Annotated in this window: 12 protein-coding genes, 2 tRNA genes and 2 rRNA genes; 1 reads left to right on the forward strand and 15 read right to left on the reverse strand. The window is 49.2% G+C overall.

Going from position 1 to position 17,542, the window contains the following annotated elements; genetic code table 11:
• Nucleotides 1-62: 62 nt before the first annotated feature.
• The 14 genes from G006_RS0113520 to G006_RS0113580 all read right to left on the reverse strand — a co-directional run bounded on the left by G006_RS0113520 (nt 63) and on the right by G006_RS0113580 (nt 14,537).
• Nucleotides 63-2,957 (reverse strand): 23S ribosomal RNA (locus tag G006_RS0113520).
• Between the two features lie 322 nt (nt 2,958-3,279).
• Nucleotides 3,280-3,355, reverse strand: a tRNA-Ala gene (locus G006_RS0113525).
• A 117-nt stretch (nt 3,356-3,472) separates the two neighbouring features.
• Nucleotides 3,473-3,549 (reverse strand) — tRNA-Ile (locus G006_RS0113530).
• A gap of 60 nt (nt 3,550-3,609) precedes the next feature.
• A 16S ribosomal RNA gene (locus G006_RS0113535) occupies nt 3,610-5,143 on the reverse strand.
• The 16S and 23S rRNA genes sit together here with 2 tRNA genes alongside, the layout of an rRNA operon.
• Nucleotides 5,144-5,544: 401 nt before the next feature.
• Nucleotides 5,545-6,438, reverse strand: coding sequence for a tyrosine recombinase XerC (gene xerC, locus G006_RS0113540; RefSeq protein WP_020483735.1), 894 nt, complete (start codon nt 6,436-6,438; stop codon nt 5,545-5,547).
• Between the two features lie 5 nt (nt 6,439-6,443).
• Nucleotides 6,444-7,133, reverse strand: coding sequence for a DUF484 family protein (locus tag G006_RS0113545; RefSeq protein WP_020483736.1), 690 nt, complete (start codon nt 7,131-7,133; stop codon nt 6,444-6,446).
• Nucleotides 7,130-7,957, reverse strand: a complete 828-nt coding sequence (dapF, locus tag G006_RS0113550; protein ID WP_026147049.1) for a diaminopimelate epimerase — start codon at nt 7,955-7,957, stop codon at nt 7,130-7,132. The genes G006_RS0113545 and dapF overlap by 4 nt, the downstream gene beginning before the upstream one ends.
• 5 nt (nt 7,958-7,962) lie before the next feature.
• A complete protein-coding gene (lysA, locus tag G006_RS0113555; protein ID WP_020483738.1) occupies nt 7,963-9,213 on the reverse strand; it encodes a diaminopimelate decarboxylase in 1,251 nt (416 codons plus the stop codon).
• Between the two features lie 3 nt (nt 9,214-9,216).
• Nucleotides 9,217-9,342 (reverse strand): LPS translocon maturation chaperone LptM, encoded by a 126-nt coding sequence (gene lptM / locus G006_RS27850; protein WP_081607937.1) that lies wholly within the window; start codon nt 9,340-9,342, stop codon nt 9,217-9,219.
• 141 nt (nt 9,343-9,483) lie between these two features.
• A complete protein-coding gene (gene pilQ, locus G006_RS0113560; RefSeq protein WP_020483739.1) occupies nt 9,484-11,724 on the reverse strand; it encodes a type IV pilus secretin PilQ in 2,241 nt (746 codons plus the stop codon).
• 2 nt (nt 11,725-11,726) lie between these two features.
• Nucleotides 11,727-12,284 (reverse strand): pilus assembly protein PilP, encoded by a 558-nt coding sequence (locus G006_RS0113565; RefSeq protein WP_020483740.1) that lies wholly within the window; start codon nt 12,282-12,284, stop codon nt 11,727-11,729.
• Entirely contained in the window at nt 12,281-12,907 is a 627-nt protein-coding gene (locus tag G006_RS0113570; protein WP_020483741.1) for a type 4a pilus biogenesis protein PilO, read from the reverse strand. Before G006_RS0113570 ends, G006_RS0113565 begins: the two co-directional genes overlap by 4 nt.
• On the reverse strand, nt 12,904-13,476 hold the full coding sequence (locus G006_RS0113575; protein ID WP_020483742.1) for a PilN domain-containing protein: 573 nt from the start codon (nt 13,474-13,476) through the stop codon (nt 12,904-12,906). Before G006_RS0113575 ends, G006_RS0113570 begins: the two co-directional genes overlap by 4 nt.
• Nucleotides 13,476-14,537 (reverse strand): pilus assembly protein PilM, encoded by a 1,062-nt coding sequence (locus G006_RS0113580; protein WP_020483743.1) that lies wholly within the window; start codon nt 14,535-14,537, stop codon nt 13,476-13,478. The genes G006_RS0113575 and G006_RS0113580 overlap by 1 nt, the downstream gene beginning before the upstream one ends.
• A 212-nt stretch (nt 14,538-14,749) precedes the next feature.
• On the opposite strand from G006_RS0113580, the gene G006_RS0113585 reads away from it, so the two are divergent.
• Nucleotides 14,750-17,113, forward strand: coding sequence for a penicillin-binding protein 1A (locus G006_RS0113585; RefSeq protein WP_020483744.1), 2,364 nt, complete (start codon nt 14,750-14,752; stop codon nt 17,111-17,113).
• Between the two features lie 70 nt (nt 17,114-17,183).
• Here G006_RS0113585 and rpmE read toward each other — a convergent pair whose 3' ends face one another.
• Nucleotides 17,184-17,384: a 50S ribosomal protein L31 gene (rpmE, locus tag G006_RS27855; protein WP_081607938.1), complete on the reverse strand. Its 201-nt coding sequence runs from the start codon at nt 17,382-17,384 to the stop codon at nt 17,184-17,186.
• Between the last annotated feature and the right edge of the window lie 158 nt (nt 17,385-17,542).

Consider the following 17,542-nt stretch of genomic DNA (forward strand, 5'->3'; position numbering starts at 1 on the left):
TGTTCTCTTGCGTGTTCAGCTACTGTTGTCTTCTGACGCTACCCAAACGCATTGGGTGTTATATGGTCAAGCCTCACGGGCAATTAGTACACGTTAGCTTCACACATTACTGCGCTTCCACACCGTGCCTATCAACGTCGTAGTCTCCGACGGCCCTTCAGGGGACTTAAAGTCCCAGTGAGATCTCATCTTGGGAGGGGCTTCCCGCTTAGATGCTTTCAGCGGTTATCCTGTCCGAACGTGGCTACCCGGCAATGCCATTGGCATGACAACCGGAACACCAGAGGTTCGTCCACTCCGGTCCTCTCGTACTAGGAGCAGCTTCCCTCAAATCTCAAACGCCCACGGCAGATAGGGACCGAACTGTCTCACGACGTTCTGAACCCAGCTCGCGTACCACTTTAAATGGCGAACAGCCATACCCTTGGGACCTGCTTCAGCCCCAGGATGTGATGAGCCGACATCGAGGTGCCAAACACCGCCGTCGATATGAACTCTTGGGCGGTATCAGCCTGTTATCCCCGGCGTACCTTTTATCCGTTGAGCGATGGCCCTTCCATACAGAACCACCGGATCACTAAGACCTACTTTCGTACCTGCTCGACTTGTCCGTCTCGCAGTCAAGCACCCTTATGCCTTTGCACTCATTGCCTGATTTCCGACCAGGCTGAGGGTACCTTCGTGCTCCTCCGTTACTCTTTAGGAGGAGACCGCCCCAGTCAAACTACCCACCAGACACTGTCCCTAACCCGGATAACGGGTCGAGGTTAGAACTCCAAACATACCAGGGTGGTATTTCAAGGTTGGCTCCACGAGAACTGGCGTTCCCGCTTCAAAGCCTCCCACCTATCCTACACAAGTAGGTTCAAAGTCCAGTGTCAAGCTATAGTAAAGGTGCACGGGGTCTTTCCGTCTAGCCGCGGGTACACTGCATCTTCACAGCGATTTCAATTTCACTGAGTCCCAGGTGGAGACAGTGTGGCCATCGTTACGCCATTCGTGCAGGTCGGAACTTACCCGACAAGGAATTTCGCTACCTTAGGACCGTTATAGTTACGGCCGCCGTTTACTGGGGCTTCGATCAAGAGCTTCTCCGAAGATAACCCCATCAATTAACCTTCCAGCACCGGGCAGGCGTCACACCCTATACGTCCACTTTCGTGTTTGCAGAGTGCTATGTTTTTGCTAAACAGTCGCAGCCACCGATTTTTTGCAACCCCCTTCCGCTCCAGTCGCGAGGACCTTCACGTAATGAGGGCATACCTTCTCCCGAAGTTACGGTATCATTTTGCCTAGTTCCTTCACCTGGGTTCTCTCAAGCGCCTTAGAATTTTCATCCCACCCACCTGTGTCGGTTTAGGGTACGGCCACTAGTAACCTGAAGCTTAGAGGTTTTTCCTGGAAGCAGGGCATCTATCACTTCGCTGTTCTTTCGAACCGCTCGTCATCACGTCTCGGCATAGAGCACCCCGGATTTGCCTAAGATGCATGCCTACCTGCTTAAACTGCCACTTCCAACCGACAGCTGATATAGCCTTCTCCGTCACCCCATCGCAGTTACTACTGGTACAGGAATATTAACCTGTTTTCCATCGACTACGCTTTTCAGCCTCGCCTTAGGTGCCGACTAACCCTGCGTCGATTAACGTTGCGCAGGAAACCTTGGGTTTTCGGCGAGGGGGTTTTTCACCCCCTTTATCGTTACTTATGTCAGCATTCGCACTTCCGATACCTCCAGCCCACTTCTCAATGAACCTTCGCAGGCGTACGGAACGCTCCTCTACCACTCACACTTACGTGTAAATCCGTAGCTTCGGTACTATGCTTAGCCCCGGTAAATCTTCCGCGCAGACCGACTCGACCAGTGAGCTATTACGCTTTCTTTAAAGGATGGCTGCTTCTAAGCCAACCTCCTGGCTGTCTGTGCCTTTCCACATCGTTTCCCACTGAGCATAGATTTGGGGACCTTAGCTGACGGTCTGGGCTGTTTCCCTTTTCACGACGGACCTTATCACCCGCCGTGTGTCTCCCGTGCTTGCACTTGCTGGTATTCGGAGTTTGCATCGGGTTGGTAAGTCGGGATGACCCCCTAGCCGAAACAGTGCTCTACCCCCAGCAGTGATACACGAGGCGCTACCTAAATAGCTTTCGAGGAGAACCAGCTATCTCCGAGCTTGATTAGCCTTTCACTCCGATCCACAGCTCATCCCCGTCTTTTTCAACAGACGTGGGTTCGGCCCTCCAGTTAGTATTACCCAACCTTCAGCCTGGCCATGGATAGATCGCCCGGTTTCGGGTCTACACCTTGCGACTAAACGCCCTATTAAGACTCGCTTTCGCTACGCCTCCCCTATTCGGTTAAGCTTGCCACAAAATGTAAGTCGCTGACCCATTATACAAAAGGTACGCAGTCACCCCACGAAGGGGCTCCCACTGCTTGTACGCATACGGTTTCAGGTTCTATTTCACTCCGCTCTCCGCGGTTCTTTTCGCCTTTCCCTCACGGTACTAGTTCACTATCGGTCAGTAAGGAGTATTTAGCCTTGGAGGATGGTCCCCCCATATTCAGTCAAAGTTTCACGTGCTCCGACCTACTCGATTTCACTAAAAAAAGGTTTTCGTGTACGGGGCTATCACCCTGTATCGCCGGACTTTCCAGACCGTTCCACTAACCTTATCCTAGCTTAAGGGCTAGTCCCCGTTCGCTCGCCACTACTTAGGGAATCTCGGTTGATTTCTTTTCCTCCGGGTACTTAGATGTTTCAGTTCTCCGGGTTCGCTTCAGTGAGCTATGTATTCACTCAAAGATGACGTGCTTATGCACGCCGGGTTTCCCCATTCGGACATCTCTGGATCACAGCCGGTTTGCAGGCTCCCCAAAGCTTTTCGCATGCTACAACGTCCTTCATCGCCTCTTACTGCCTAGGCATTCACCGTATGCGCTTATTCACTTGACCATATAACCCGAATACGTCTGTACTTTGGTTATACTGTCAGCTGACATTTTCGCTGATTTTTTCTGCTTGAGAACGACATGCTGTTTGCTTTCCGCCGTTCTCTTTGGAGAATGACTTCATTCAAACCGCAACTCGTTTTAGTTTTGATCATTGCTGATCATTACTATAGTTACAGATTTCCATATTGTTAAAGAGCTATCGGCACGAATACCAATGCTATAAAGTCTTTATCTCTTGATTACGATAAAACCTCATAGCGCTGATGTTCTAACATCGACTATCTACTGGTGACGTACTGGTTTACCCTCAGCGTTCAGCGTGATGGTGGAGCCAGGGAGGATCGAACTCCCGACCTCCTGCGTGCAAGGCAGGCGCTCTCCCAGCTGAGCTATGGCCCCTAAAACAGACTAAAGACCAAGACTCAAGCCGAAACCCAACTATGCACAACCTTACCTATTCTAACCAGGAGTGTTGTCTGATCGTTTTCCGCCTTATTGCTTTCGCCTTTTATGCGTTGGTGGGTCTGGGAGGAGTTGAACCTCCGACCTCACCCTTATCAGGGGTGCGCTCTAACCAACTGAGCTACAGACCCAGGTGCGTCTTTCAATCGAAATAATTTGTTGTGAGTACGTGTAACGGTGTGCCGTCTTTGTAAGGAGGTGATCCAGCCCCAGGTTCCCCTAGGGCTACCTTGTTACGACTTCACCCCAGTCATGAATCACAAAGTGGTAAGCGCCCTCCCGAAGGTTAAACTACCTACTTCTTTTGCAACCCACTCCCATGGTGTGACGGGCGGTGTGTACAAGGCCCGGGAACGTATTCACCGCGGCATTCTGATCCGCGATTACTAGCGATTCCGACTTCACGCAGTCGAGTTGCAGACTGCGATCCGGACTGGGACCGGCTTTTTGGGATTCGCTTACTCTCGCGAGTTCGCAGCCCTCTGTACCGGCCATTGTAGCACGTGTGTAGCCCTACCCATAAGGGCCATGATGACTTGACGTCGTCCCCACCTTCCTCCGGTTTATCACCGGCAGTCTCCCTAGAGTTCCCGGCATGACCCGCTGGCAACTAAGGATAAGGGTTGCGCTCGTTACGGGACTTAACCCAACATTTCACAACACGAGCTGACGACAGCCATGCAGCACCTGTCTCAGAGTTCCCGAAGGCACTCTACTATCTCTAACAGATTCTCTGGATGTCAAGGGTAGGTAAGGTTCTTCGCGTTGCATCGAATTAAACCACATGCTCCACCGCTTGTGCGGGCCCCCGTCAATTCATTTGAGTTTTAGCCTTGCGGCCGTACTCCCCAGGCGGTCAACTTAATACGTTAGCTCCACTACTAAGTTCTTTAAGAACCCAACAGTTAGTTGACATCGTTTACGGCGTGGACTACCAGGGTATCTAATCCTGTTTGCTACCCACGCTTTCGTACCTCAGCGTCAGTTTTAGTCCAGGGAGCCGCCTTCGCCACTGGTGTTCCTTCAGATCTCTACGCATTTCACCGCTACACCTGAAATTCCACTCCCCTCTACTAAACTCTAGTTGCCCAGTATCAAATGCAGTTCCCAGGTTAAGCCCAGGGCTTTCACATCTGACTTAAACAACCGCCTACGCACGCTTTACGCCCAGTAATTCCGATTAACGCTTGCACCCTCCGTATTACCGCGGCTGCTGGCACGGAGTTAGCCGGTGCTTCTTGTATAGGTAATGTCAGTCTACCGGGTATTAACCGGCAGGTATTCCTTCCTATTGAAAGTGCTTTACAACCCTCAGGCCTTCTTCACACACGCGGTATTGCTGGATCAGGCTTTCGCCCATTGTCCAATATTCCCCACTGCTGCCTCCCGTAGGAGTCTGGGCCGTGTCTCAGTCCCAGTGTGGCTGATCATCCTCTCAGACCAGCTATGGATCGTCGCCTTGGTAGGCCTTTACCCTACCAACTAGCTAATCCAACATAGGCTCATCTATTAGCGCCAGGTCCGAAGATCCCCAGCTTTCCCCCGTAGGGCGTATGCGGTATTAGCGTGAGTTTCCCCACGTTGTCCCCCACTAATAGGCAGATTCCTATGCATTACTCACCCGTCCGCCACTCGTCAGCGCCCGAAGGCCTGCTACCGTTCGACTTGCATGTGTTAAGCATACCGCCAGCGTTCAATCTGAGCCATGATCAAACTCTTCAGTTTAATTTTAACTTGTCACTCAATAAGATGAGTGACCAATCTTGGTCTCGACTACAGAACATCTTTTCTTGCGAATTGACGTGGTTTCTGTGTCGACTATTTCTAACAGCACATAGTCGCTACACATACCCACACAAATTATTTCGATTTCGTTTGTTAAAGAGCCAGAGCATTTCGCCCTGTTGAGCCGACATATTCTACAGCGTTTTCAATTCCTGTCAAATTTATTTTTAAGCCATTTCAAAAAACCGAAACACTTAAAACAAATCCGCCACTCACAACCTTAAACCCGCCGAACTAAGCCGACCGCTTCACCGCTAAAACCCAAAAACATGAGCAGTGAAGAGCCGTGCATTCTAATCACCCATACACACCGCGTCAAGAACTTTTTTATCCAACAGCCTTCAACCCCTGCGTGATCGTGGATGTGCTTGATCATATACGGCCGCTAAATGCTGAAAATCCAGGTGCGTGTATATCTGCGTAGTAGATATATTGCTATGCCCTAATAACTCTTGCACAGCCCTAATATCTTTACTAGCTTCAAGCAGATGGCTTGCGAACGAATGTCTTAACATATGCGGATGAAGGTGTTCGGCTATGCCGTTTTTTTTACCCCAACGATCCAATCTAAGCTGCACACTTCTTCGAGATAATCGACGACACTGCAAGGAAACAAACACCGCTTGCCCCCCCCCATCAGGCCGACTTGCCAACCAAACCTTAAGCGCATCAAGTGCTTTACTACCAACAGGCAATTGCCTTTGCTTGCCACCTTTACCAAAACGCACTCTCAAAAAGCCTTCGCTAAGATCGATGTCAGACAAATCAAGCATCACTAACTCGCTCAGTCGCAACCCTGATGAATAGAACAATTCGAACATCGCCAAATCGCGGACTTCCAAAACCGAATCCGGCGTCGCATTTAACATCCCCATCATCTGATCAACATCCAACACATGAGGAAGCCTTTTTGACACTTTAGGCGCCTGCACATGCTGAGCAGGGTTATGCGCCACTTGGTTAGTTTTGAGCAAAAATCGATAAAAACTACGTAGCGCAGCAAGTTCGCGCTGAATCGTCTTGCTTCCTATCCCGTTTTTATGGCGTCCAGCAATATAGTTCCTCACATCGCGATCTTGAACTTGCTGCCAAAGCCTAAGCTCTTGCACATTGCAAAAACTTCGAAAACGCTTTAAATCCCGCTGGTAATTCGTCGACGTATGGTCGGCAACACGCTTTTCCGAAACCAGATAGCAAAAATACAGCTGCAAGGCGTCATCCGCTTCGGCATGCATAACAATCAATCCGTTTGTTGTAGCAATGAAATAAGACGCGTCCCGATAATTTCGCTCATTTGGGTAAGAAATATACTGCCCATACTATAGTGAAATCGCGATTCATCGCGGCTGCCGATTGCCAACAGCCCATCAAGCTGAGTGAACACCATGGGTATGATTGCGGCCGAACGGACTTCCGCAGCCACATCCCCGAACAAAAACCTAGCTTGCGCCAAGGTAGGCCGACCGCATTTCGGTTGGTTTGTGGTTAATTCATTGGAAAAATGCTTCAAATTAGCATCATCCGCCCCGACAAATAGATTACTGATGGGCGATAGCGGTTGCTCTTTAATGATTTTAATGGCCACGAAATCAGTGAAAAAACATTCAGCCAACACCTCGCTTAAATTAGCGACCGCATCCTCCAAAGAATTTGCTTCCAGCATAGCTAAGGTCAACTCATGCATGCGATTGAACGACGCATCGTTTTCCCGAGCAATATCAATCAATGCGGTTAGTTGATTTTCTTGTTCCTGGTGCTTCGCCCTGAAAATTTCCAGTTGCTTGGAGATTAGCGATATCGCATTTCCGCTGGGGTGAGGGATATGCATCTTCTCCAGCAAATCCAGGTGATTCTGGAAAAACTCAGGGTGGTCTTGCAAATAAGCCTTAACGTGGGCTTCGGTCAATAAGACTTTTGGTTCGCTGCTCATAACTTAATTTGTCCCTCAAAAACCCTGGTAGCCGCGCCCGTCATCAGTACAGGATGACCGCTGCCGATCCAACTAATAGTTAGCTCCCCGCCAGGCAATTGAACCTGAACAACCTGATCCAACAACCCCTGCTCGATACCAGCGACCACGGCGGCACACGCCCCGCTACCACAAGCTAAAGTTTCGGCTGCACCGCGTTCGTAAACTCGCAATTTGATGTGCCGGCGATTAACAACTTGCATGAACCCGATATTAGCTCGCTCTGGAAACAACTCATGACACTCCAGTCTAGCTCCGATAGTCGAAACAGGCGCGTTCGCCACATCATGGACCTGAATAACTGCATGAGGATTACCCATGGATACCGCGGCGAACTGAACTTCCGCATCCGCCAACTTCACTTTATACAGCTTGGACTGTTCGGAAACCTTCAGCGGTATCTGCTTAGGCTCAAGTGCCGGGACACCCATTTCAACGGTGATCAAATCTCCCGCATCGAATCGCAGTGTCAGCTGTCTTGCATCGGTATCGACAATAATTTCGTCATTATTGCTTAAGCCTTTGTCACGCACAAAACGAGCAAAGCACCGCGCACCGTTTCCACACTGAGAAACCTCACTACCGTCAGCATTGAAAATCCGGTATTTAAACTCGGCGTTATCGCTAATCGGCTTTTCCACCAATAACAATTGATCGCAGCCCACGCCAAAATGGCGATCCGCCAAAAATCGAATCTGTGCGGTCGTCAATTGTATTGGCTGGTTTATAGCGTCGATCACGACAAAATCATTTCCCAGCCCCTGCATTTTGGTGAAATTAATTATCATAGCTACTCAGGCAAAAGCTGCTCGCCAACCCACAATTGATCCAGAGTTTCTCGGGCTCGAATAAGATGTGTTTTATCGCCATCCACCATTACCTCCGCCGCTCGAGGCCTTGAGTTATAGTTTGAACTCATCGTAAATCCGTAGGCACCGGCTGAGCGAACCGCTAATAAATCACCTTGTTTTAGCTTCAATGCCCGAGCCTTTCCTAGAAAGTCACCCGTCTCGCAAACTGGCCCAACGATGTCCCAATCCAACTCGGGCTGATCACTTTCGGCATTCGCCGGAATGATTGCCTGCCACGCCCCGTATAAAGCCGGTCTGACCAGATCATTCATTGCCGCATCAACAATGGCAAAGTTTTTATTCTCTGTCGGCTTAAGGTATTCCACTGTGGTTAACAATATTCCGGCATTGCCAACGATTGCTCGCCCCGGCTCCAATAAGATTTCGAAGTTTCGCCCATCCAGACGCTGCAGCAACGCCGCGATATATTCAGAAGGTTGCGGGGGACACTCATCGCGATAACAAATACCCAGCCCTCCCCCTAAATCAAGGTGGTGCAATTCAATACCTTCCGCCTGCAGTTCGTCGACCAACGCCAACACCCTATCCAACGCGTCCAGAAACGGCACGGCTTCCGTTAGCTGGGAGCCGATATGGCAATCAATACCGACTATTTCGATATTCGACATCTGGGCGGCTCGCCGATATTCGTGAATAGCTTGCTTGATATCGATCCCGAATTTATTCTCTTTCAAACCAGTGGAAATATAGGGATGCGTCTTGGCGTCAACATCGGGATTAACCCGAAAAGACACGGGTGCGACAACCCCTAACTCACCGGCTAAACGGTTGATACGATCCAACTCACCGCTGACTTCCACATTAAAACAGCGTATACCTATTTTCAGCGCTGCCAAAATTTCATCTTCGCGCTTGCCTACTCCGGAAAACACAATTTTGTCCGGACTGCCGCCCGCAGCTAGCACACGCTGCATTTCGCCAAGCGACACGATGTCGAACCCAGACCCCAGTCGTGCTAACAAATTGAGAATAGCAATATTTGAATTTGCTTTTACGGCATAACAAATAAGATGAGGGTGACCGGCAAAGCCTTGATCGAAAGCTTGCCAATGTCTTTCCAAGGTAGCTCGCGAGTAGACATAACAGGGAGTGCCGTAGTTTTCGGCAATTTCGTCAACAGGAATGCTTTCGGCAAACAGTTCATGTTGCCGATAATTAAAAAAATCCATGGCTTATTTATCTTGTTTGGGTACGTAAATTGGCGGCGGGCTATCCGGCATATATAAAGGCCCGGTTTGGCCGCAGGCCTGCAACAACAGCGCCCAAAGAACTAGAGTTAAAATATTGTTTGTCGTCATATTCGTAACGATTGTCTGGTGAACGCGGAATATAGCATAGCCGGCGGCTTAAAAGAACGAACACGAGGTGGCCGCCCAATCTCGGCAAGCCACAAAAAAAGGGGCATGAAGCCCCTTTTTGTCACGAAGTCAAACGACGACTCACTTTGCCGTCATAGACTCTTTCACCACTTTAGGCGTGATGAACACCAATAACTCTTTTTTGGTATCGTTTTTTACACTTTTCTTGAACATCCAGCCTATCACCGGCAAATCCGACACCCAGGGCACGGTATTAAACGATTCCTGAACGGTTGACTCGTAAATACCGCCCAACACTACCGTCTCGCCATCTTCAACTTGAACTTTGGTTTTCAACTGCCGGGTATCGATGGGTACGGTAGCATTACCGCCCGTAGCAAGCGGCGTTCCCGGCGAATCTTTTTTGATGTCGAGCAACATGATAACACTGCCGCTTGGCGTAATCTGCGGCGTGACATTCAGCTCCAACACCGCATCGACCAGCTCCGTCACCGGACCTGTTGCCTGGCTTTGGGTTTGATACGGAATCTGTACACCTTGTTTGATTGATGCTTGCACCATATCGCTAGTCATTACCCGCGGATTGGATACCAACTCGCCTTTGCCGTCATCCTGCAAGGCACTTATCTCAAGATTCAACAGATAATCCGCGCCGCGCGCCAAAGTCAATGCCAAGGCACCACCACTGGAGGCAGCCAATGCGGACCCCAAATCCGACAAAATTTGAGAATTTTCACTTGTTTCAACACCGGCACCCGTCATCCCATATTGGGTGCCACTATTGACGTCGGCTTTATGCGCCACCCCAAATTTGGTACCCAAGTTCTGCGCAAATGATGTATCAGCTATTACGATCCGCGATTCGATCAATACTTGGCGTACTGGCACGTCCAATAGCTTGATCATTCTTCGCACATCTTCCATAGCCTTTGCTGTGTCTTTGACAATCAGCGTGTTGGTCCTGGCATCGACAATCGCCGTACCGCGTGGCGACAGCAAGCGCATACTTGCCGAGCCACCGCCTTGACTATTCTGCCCGGCTCCGGACTGCTGCGAGGCTACGGAACCACCTCCTCCTCCTCCGCCGCAACCACCACCTCCGCTCGCGCCTGCCCCCGACTGCCCACCTTGCGAGTTATTACCTACCCCCATCAATACACCGCAAATCTCCCCCGCTTTCGCGTAATTGATTTGAATATTTTCGGTTTTTAACGGCTCCAACTCTTCAAATATTTTTTTCGAATCCAGCTCTTCCTGCTCTATTTTCATGATTTCGGCAACCGGCGCCACCATCACCACATTACCATTCTGTCTTTTCGCCAATCCTTTAGCTTTTAGAATCAATTCCAAAGCCTGATCCCAAGGTACATCGTTCAATCTAAGCGTCACGTTGCCCGCCACAGAATCGGCGGCAATGATATTGAGCTCGGTAAAGTCGGCAAGAATTTGCAGGACCGAACGCACTTCGATATCTTGAAAATTCAATGACAACTTGTTACCGATATACGGGAATTTTTCTTTTTGCTGCGCTTCCTTTTCCGCCGGCGTCAACGGTCGAAACTCAACCGTCAATAGATTATCGGACTGATAGGACGAGTAATCGTAATTACCGTTGTTAGGTGTTATGACGATGTTGACGCTATCACCTCTTGGAGAGGCTTCGATTTTTTGCACGGGTGTCGCAAAGTCCGATACGTCGAAACTTTTAACTAACGACTCCGGCAACCTGGTATTTAGGAAACTTAATACCACTTTACCGCCATTTTGCTTAGCGTCCACGACAGTATTCGCCGCTGATAAACCCAGCAACAAGCGTCCCTCACCGTTGGGGCCGCGTCTAAAATCAATACTTTTTATGTTTTGTTCCGGCAAAAACTTACTAATCACCGAATCCTTCGCGGTGGGCGCTTGCTGTACCGCCCGATTTACCGCAGCGACGGTTCCACCAGACCTCAAAACCACATAAAACTTATTGCCCTCTATTTTGGTTTCGTAAGGCACTTTTTCTATCAGATTGATAATAACCCGAGTCCGCCCCGACGCCTCTACTACATAAACCGTACCCGCGGCTCCTTGGTTAATAGGAAAGCTTTTTTTCGCCAAATTACTTTTTACCCCGGCAAAGTCCAAGGCGATTCTGGAAGGATTATCGGTCTGAAAAATTTTTGGCTCCACTATCGGCCCATCCATTTCCAGTTGCACCTGCACTTGGTTTCCGGCCAAGGTGGAAAACTCTAAGTTGTTTATTGCTCCGTCATCAGCGCGCACCAGCGCAACGTGCATAAAACAACCCAGCAACACTGAACACCAGAAACCGAAGCCGGCCGCTTTCCACCCGTTTTTATTTTGTTTAGTACTCATTTCTATAACCCTTTTTCATCGGCCAATGCCAGTGAAGACTGTTGTTCGCGCCAAGTGCCCGGCTTATCAGGTACGATTTCCATTAGCTCTATTTTGTCGTCGAGAATTCGCAGAATCTTGCCGTAATTTTGCCCCATATGATGCCCGACCTGGACCCGATGGATAGTGCCGTCCCTAGCTCTTATCAAGCCCCAATAGCCTTTATCGTTACGCAGCGTTCCAACCATTCGCAGGCTATCAAGCGGATAAGCTTCCAACTCTTCCTTCCGACGCTCTATGTCGGGCTTAACACCGTTTATGCCGGAAACGTCGATACTGCTATCGTCATCCTTTCTTTCGATAGACCGAAAAGGATCCCGCAAACCATCGGGTTTAAATATGAATGATTCCACCACTTTAATCTCGGGCAATGGTTCGATAGCAGCCTTGGGGCGGGCTTTTACTTCTTGAATATATTTTGTTAGATCGCTGACATCATCCCCACCGCAACCCGTCATACCGATCAAAAGCAAACTCAATACCGGCAGAGTCGAATACACTTTCACGCTACCGCACATCATTGACCTCTCCTTTTCTTAGCTGCCGATCCGCCAGCGGCTTGCGCTGTTTCACCCTCGTTATAGGTTTTTATGGTTGCAGTCATGCTCATACCATCTTTGCCTTCTTTACCCAGCGGTGTCATCACCACATCGTGCACCGTCACAATCCTGGGTAGCGAAGCCAAACCGCTGACAAACAATCCCAATTCTTCATACTTGCCGACAACATGGATACCAATCGGCAATTCGGAATAAAACTCCCTGTTAATTTCGGTACTGGGTTGAAACAATTTAAACTCCAGGCCACTCGCCAAACCGGTTTGGGAAATATCGACCAACAAGCTGGCCACTTCAGCCTTGGTGGGCATTTGCTTTAACATCTCACCTAGCGACGCTTCGATTTGATCCAGCTGGTCGCGGTAGTCCTGGAGGTTGACAGCCTTTTTCTGCTTAACTTCAAACGCGCTTTTCAAACTCTCTTCTTGCTTTTCAAGCACGTCCAATTCATCCAACTGCGGCACCGTCACAAAGTACACGCCCGCAGCCGCTGTTAATACCGAAAAAATAAGTATGACAATGATTTTTAGCGGCGTTGGCCAGCTACCCGCCGAATTGATGTCCCAATTTATTTCAGACAAATTCATTTGACGGCTCCTGGTTGCGGCTTATCGGTCTTCTTACCTTGCTTGGCAGTCATCGTGAAGTCGTTCATCTGCCCGTCTTTTTTACCTTCACCTTTGATTACAGTAAGCACAGAGGTATTCATCCACGGCGAGTTATCGATAGCCCGCATGTATGCAGACACCCGCGCATTCGATTCCGCCTTCCCGTCCAAAGTCAAAACCGACCCGGCTTGGGCGAATTTCGTCAGGTAAATACCATCCGGCGTGGTTTTAGCCAATTCATCGAACAAATGCACCACCTCGGGCCGACTTTCCTGCAATTTTTGGATCACTTCAATTTTGGTCAATAACCTATTTTTCTTGTCTTCAATTTCCTTGATTTCTTGAATTCGCTTATCCAAGATGGCTATTTCGTTTTGCAGAAGCGTGTTTCTGCGGGTCTGATATTCTTTGATCCCTTCGATATACATAAAGACGACGACCAAAATCAGTGCCGTCACCAAAATACCGGCACCGATACCCGCCACAAAATCCTGCTGCTTTTTTTTACGTAGCTCTTCTCGCCAGGGGAGTAAATTAATTCTTGCCATTAATCGAAACTCCTTAACGCTAAACCGCACGCTATCATCATCGCTGGCGTATCGTTACTCAGACTTTGCGGCTTGACCCGATTAGAAAGCGCCATATTGATGAACGGATTGGCAATGTAAGAAGGGATGCCCAGATCACGTTCCACCAATTTGTCCAAACCCGCGATTGATGCGCAACCACCGGCAAGCACCAACGCATCGACGCCGCGATTGGCGCTAGAGGAAACGAAGAACTGCAACGACCTGGCGATTTGCTGCAACATGGCTTTTTTGAAGGGTTCCAGCACATCGGTTACGTAATTGTCCGGCAAGCCACCGTGCTTCTTGGCCAAACCGGCTTCTTCATAAGACAGGCCGTAGCGACGCTGAATCTCTTCGGTTAGCTGTTTTCCGCCAAAGCCCTGCTCCCGGGTATAAACAGTTTTACCTTCATGCAGAATGTTCAGCGATGTCATGGTTGCCCCAATGTCGGCGATTGCGACTGTCATATTGCCGGCACCTTCCGGCAACTGATCCGCCAACAAGGAAAACGCATTTTCCATCGCAAAAGCTTCCACATCGACCACAACGGCTTTCAAGCCAGCATAGGCCAGCGCGGCAACCCTGTCCTCAATATTTTCCCGCCGAGAAGCCGCCAGCAACACATCGACCATATCCGGATTATTTTTGGTGATGCCCTGAACTTCGAAATCGAGATTGACTTCGTCCAGCGAATAAGGAATGTACTGATCGGCCTCCACCATGATTTGCTCTTCCATGTCCCTATCGGACAAAGAGGCAGGCATCGAAATAATCTTGGTCATCACCGATGAACCCGCAACCGCAACGCTCGCCTGTTTTGCCCGAGTACCGGATTGCTTTACCGCCGCTTTTATTACCGCGCCGATTTGCTCTATATTGGTGATGTTCTTATCGACTATCGCATCCTGAGGTAACGGAGCCACAGAGTAACTTTCTACCCGGTAACGCGCACCGACCCGGCTCAATTCCAACAATTTAACCGCAGCTGTACTAATATCCACACCCAGCACAGCCGACGGATTCCTGCTCAACCAGCTCATGAATGAACCCTTTTTAGATCGAATATGATTGAATTTGGCTCAAGCATGCTCAGACGAGGCTTGCAGAACCCACATGGGCCTGAAGTATAGTAGATTTTTTTATTTTCATCCTCTTAGATAAACCACTTTACAAGTAACTTTAGGTTGTTCCCAAAATCAAAAGGGTTTATTTTGAATGGCAATTTGTATTTTAGCAGTGCGTTTGAATTTCAGTGCCCATTAAGAAAGCCCCCAAACCCAAATCCCTGATCAAGACACTTTTTAAGTGGCTGGCCTTCTGCTCGTTGGCTTTTATCGGCACATTTCTGATTGCTGTTTATTTTTTCCTGCTCGAACTCGACAAGGAGTTGCCGGATATAGACCAGTTACAACACGTTCAATATCAGATGCCGTTGAACATCTACAGCCAAGATAACCTGCTGATAGCTCAGTTTGGCGAGAAGCGCAGAATCCCGACCAACATCGCGCAAGTGCCGCCGCAATTGATCAAGGCTTTCATCGCGGCAGAAGATGATCGTTTTTATAAACATAACGGTGTCGATTTCAAAGGCCTGCTGCGCGCGGTGAGCCAATTAGCCCTCACCGGCAAAAAGCGGCAAGGTGGCAGTACCATTACGATGCAAGTCGCCCGTAATTTCCTGCTCAGCAACGAAAGAACCTACTTACGCAAGCTCAAGGAAATCATTCTTGCACTGAAAATTGAGCGGCAATTTTCCAAAGATCAGATTATGGATCTTTATTTAAACAAAATTTACATGGGTCAACGTGCCTATGGCGTAGCAGCAGCCGCACAAACCTATTACGGTAAAGATATTTCCGAGTTAGCTCTGCATCAACAAGCGATGATTGCCGGCCTGCCGAAAGCGCCATCCATTTACAATCCGATAGCCAATCCGCAGCGCGCCATAGAGCGACGGAACTACGTGTTGCGCCGAATGCTGGATCTAAACTACATAAGCCAGCACGATTACGAAATTGCCGTGCAAGCAGTTGATAATGCGGAGATTCAGCCGATAAATGTCGAGCTACAGGCGCCATACATCGCAGAAATGGTTAGGCAAGAAGTCATGTCCAAATACGGCGAGACAGCCTATACCTTGGGTTTGAAAATTTTCACCACCGTCCCCAGCCAATTTCAGTTAGCAGCAGAAGACGCTTTGCAAAAAACCCTGCACGAATATGACGAGCGCCACGGCTATCGAGGCTTTCCCCATAAAAATACGCAAAAAAACGGCGCTCAGCTAACCGACAATGTTGTTGGAGATACCCGGCAAGCCCTGATAACGGCAATAGCCGACTCCGGTGTTACCGCAAAACTCTACGACAACACGCAAATTGCCATCGCCTGGAAAAATATTGAATGGGCAAAACCTTACCCGGAAAAAAATATCGGTACCGCAAAAGCGTTTCTTAAGCCGAACGACATCATCTGGGTTAGAGAACTCGTAAAGGACGAATGGGCGCTCACGCAAATTCCGGACGCCGAAGCTGCTTTTGTAGCGCTCAATCCCAACAACGGCGCAATTTTGGCCTTATGTGGCGGCTTTGATTTTTATCACAGCAAATATAACAGGGCTACTCAGTCCAAACGCCAGCCTGGCTCGGGATTCAAACCTGTTATTTACACAGCCGCATTAGAAAAAGGTTTCACCGCAGCCAGCATTATTAATGACGCACCGATCGTGATCGAGGATCCTTCGCAAGAAAACGACTGGCGCCCGGAAAATTATAGTCGCCGTTATCTGGGCCCGACATCACTGCGGGTTGCGCTCCGGGAATCGATCAATCTGGTTTCAGTGCGCTTGCTGCAGGAAATCGGAATACCCCAGGCAATCGATACGGCCATGCGCTTTGGTTTCGATAAAGAACAATTACCCGGCACACTGTCTCTGGCCTTGGGTAGCGGCTATGCCTCACCATTGCGCATGGCATCGGCCTATGCGGTCTTTGCCAATGGCGGTTTTTTGGTAAAACCCTATCTCATCGAACGCATTGAAGATCACAAAGGCAACTTGTTGTTTCAGGCAAACCCACCACTGGCATGCGCCGATTGCCCCGACCAGGATCCGCCTCCACCGAACCGCGCGCCGCGCGCTATTTCAGCAAAAATCAATTTCCTGGCAAACAGCTTGCTGCGAGATGTTGTACAACGCGGCACGGCAACCCAGGCCAAACAACTGGGCCGTAACGATTTGGCTGGCAAAACGGGCACCACAAACGAGCAAAGAGACGCTTGGTTCAACGGTTTTGCTACGGATATAGTGGCCTCTGCATGGATAGGCTTCGACAATTCATTACCGCTTGGTCACGGCGAGACTGGCGGCAAAGCGGCCTTACCGATGTGGATTAAATTCATAAAGGCCGTACAACAAAACTTCCCGGAAAAGCCATTAGCGCAGCCGAGCGGTATAGTCCAGGCATACATTAATCCGGCGGACGGATTATTGCTCGATCAGGAAGCGAGAGGCGGTATTTGGGAATATTTCAGTGAAGAGACGGTACCAACGGCAAAATCTGCACCTAAATCTGAAGACCCTGCAGAGGAAGAGATTTTTGCTGAAGAAGCGTTATTTTGAAGGTGTTATATAGTTCGGAAGAATCTGGCCGCCAATTGACCGACGGCCGAACAAGACTTCTCGAAAATCTTTATTTCCCGAATTTTTTACGGAATTTATCAACACGACCCGACGTATCAACGACGCGCTGTTTACCGGTATAAAACGGATGGCAAGAAGAACACACCTCAATGTGTAAATCAGAAGCCAGCACAGAACCGGTTTGAAAAGTATTGCCGCACCCGCAGGTGACGGTAATTTGTTTATATTCTGGATGTATTTCTGGTTTCATAGCGCTCACATACCCGTTCCGGGCTACATACTTGATAGAGAACTGCTTATGATACGATCTCGTAAGGCGATCTGCAAGAACTTTGGCTATTCACTTAGGATTCGAGAGTAGCACTGTTATCAGCCATGCTCATCAGCAACGCCAATAAAATCACTACC

Source organism: Methylomonas sp. MK1, from assembly GCF_000365425.1.
Classification (GTDB): domain Bacteria; phylum Pseudomonadota; class Gammaproteobacteria; order Methylococcales; family Methylomonadaceae; genus Methylomonas.

Bases quoted from the DNA above. Each gene is read 5' to 3' on its own strand.
- xerC (WP_020483735.1), bottom strand. From the start codon at position 6,438: ATGCATGCCGAAGCGGATGACGCCTTGCAGCTGTATTTTTGCTATCTG.
- G006_RS0113545 (WP_020483736.1), bottom strand. From the start codon at position 7,133: ATGAGCAGCGAACCAAAAGTCTTATTGACCGAAGCCCACGTTAAGGCT.
- lysA (WP_020483738.1), bottom strand. From the start codon at position 9,213: ATGGATTTTTTTAATTATCGGCAACATGAACTGTTTGCCGAAAGCATT.
- lptM (WP_081607937.1), bottom strand. From the start codon at position 9,342: ATGACGACAAACAATATTTTAACTCTAGTTCTTTGGGCGCTGTTGTTG.
- pilQ (WP_020483739.1), bottom strand. From the start codon at position 11,724: ATGAGTACTAAACAAAATAAAAACGGGTGGAAAGCGGCCGGCTTCGGT.
- G006_RS0113565 (WP_020483740.1), bottom strand. From the start codon at position 12,284: ATGATGTGCGGTAGCGTGAAAGTGTATTCGACTCTGCCGGTATTGAGT.
- G006_RS0113570 (WP_020483741.1), bottom strand. From the start codon at position 12,907: ATGAATTTGTCTGAAATAAATTGGGACATCAATTCGGCGGGTAGCTGG.
- G006_RS0113575 (WP_020483742.1), bottom strand. From the start codon at position 13,476: ATGGCAAGAATTAATTTACTCCCCTGGCGAGAAGAGCTACGTAAAAAA.
- G006_RS0113580 (WP_020483743.1), bottom strand. From the start codon at position 14,537: ATGAGCTGGTTGAGCAGGAATCCGTCGGCTGTGCTGGGTGTGGATATT.
- rpmE (WP_081607938.1), bottom strand. From the start codon at position 17,384: ATGAAACCAGAAATACATCCAGAATATAAACAAATTACCGTCACCTGC.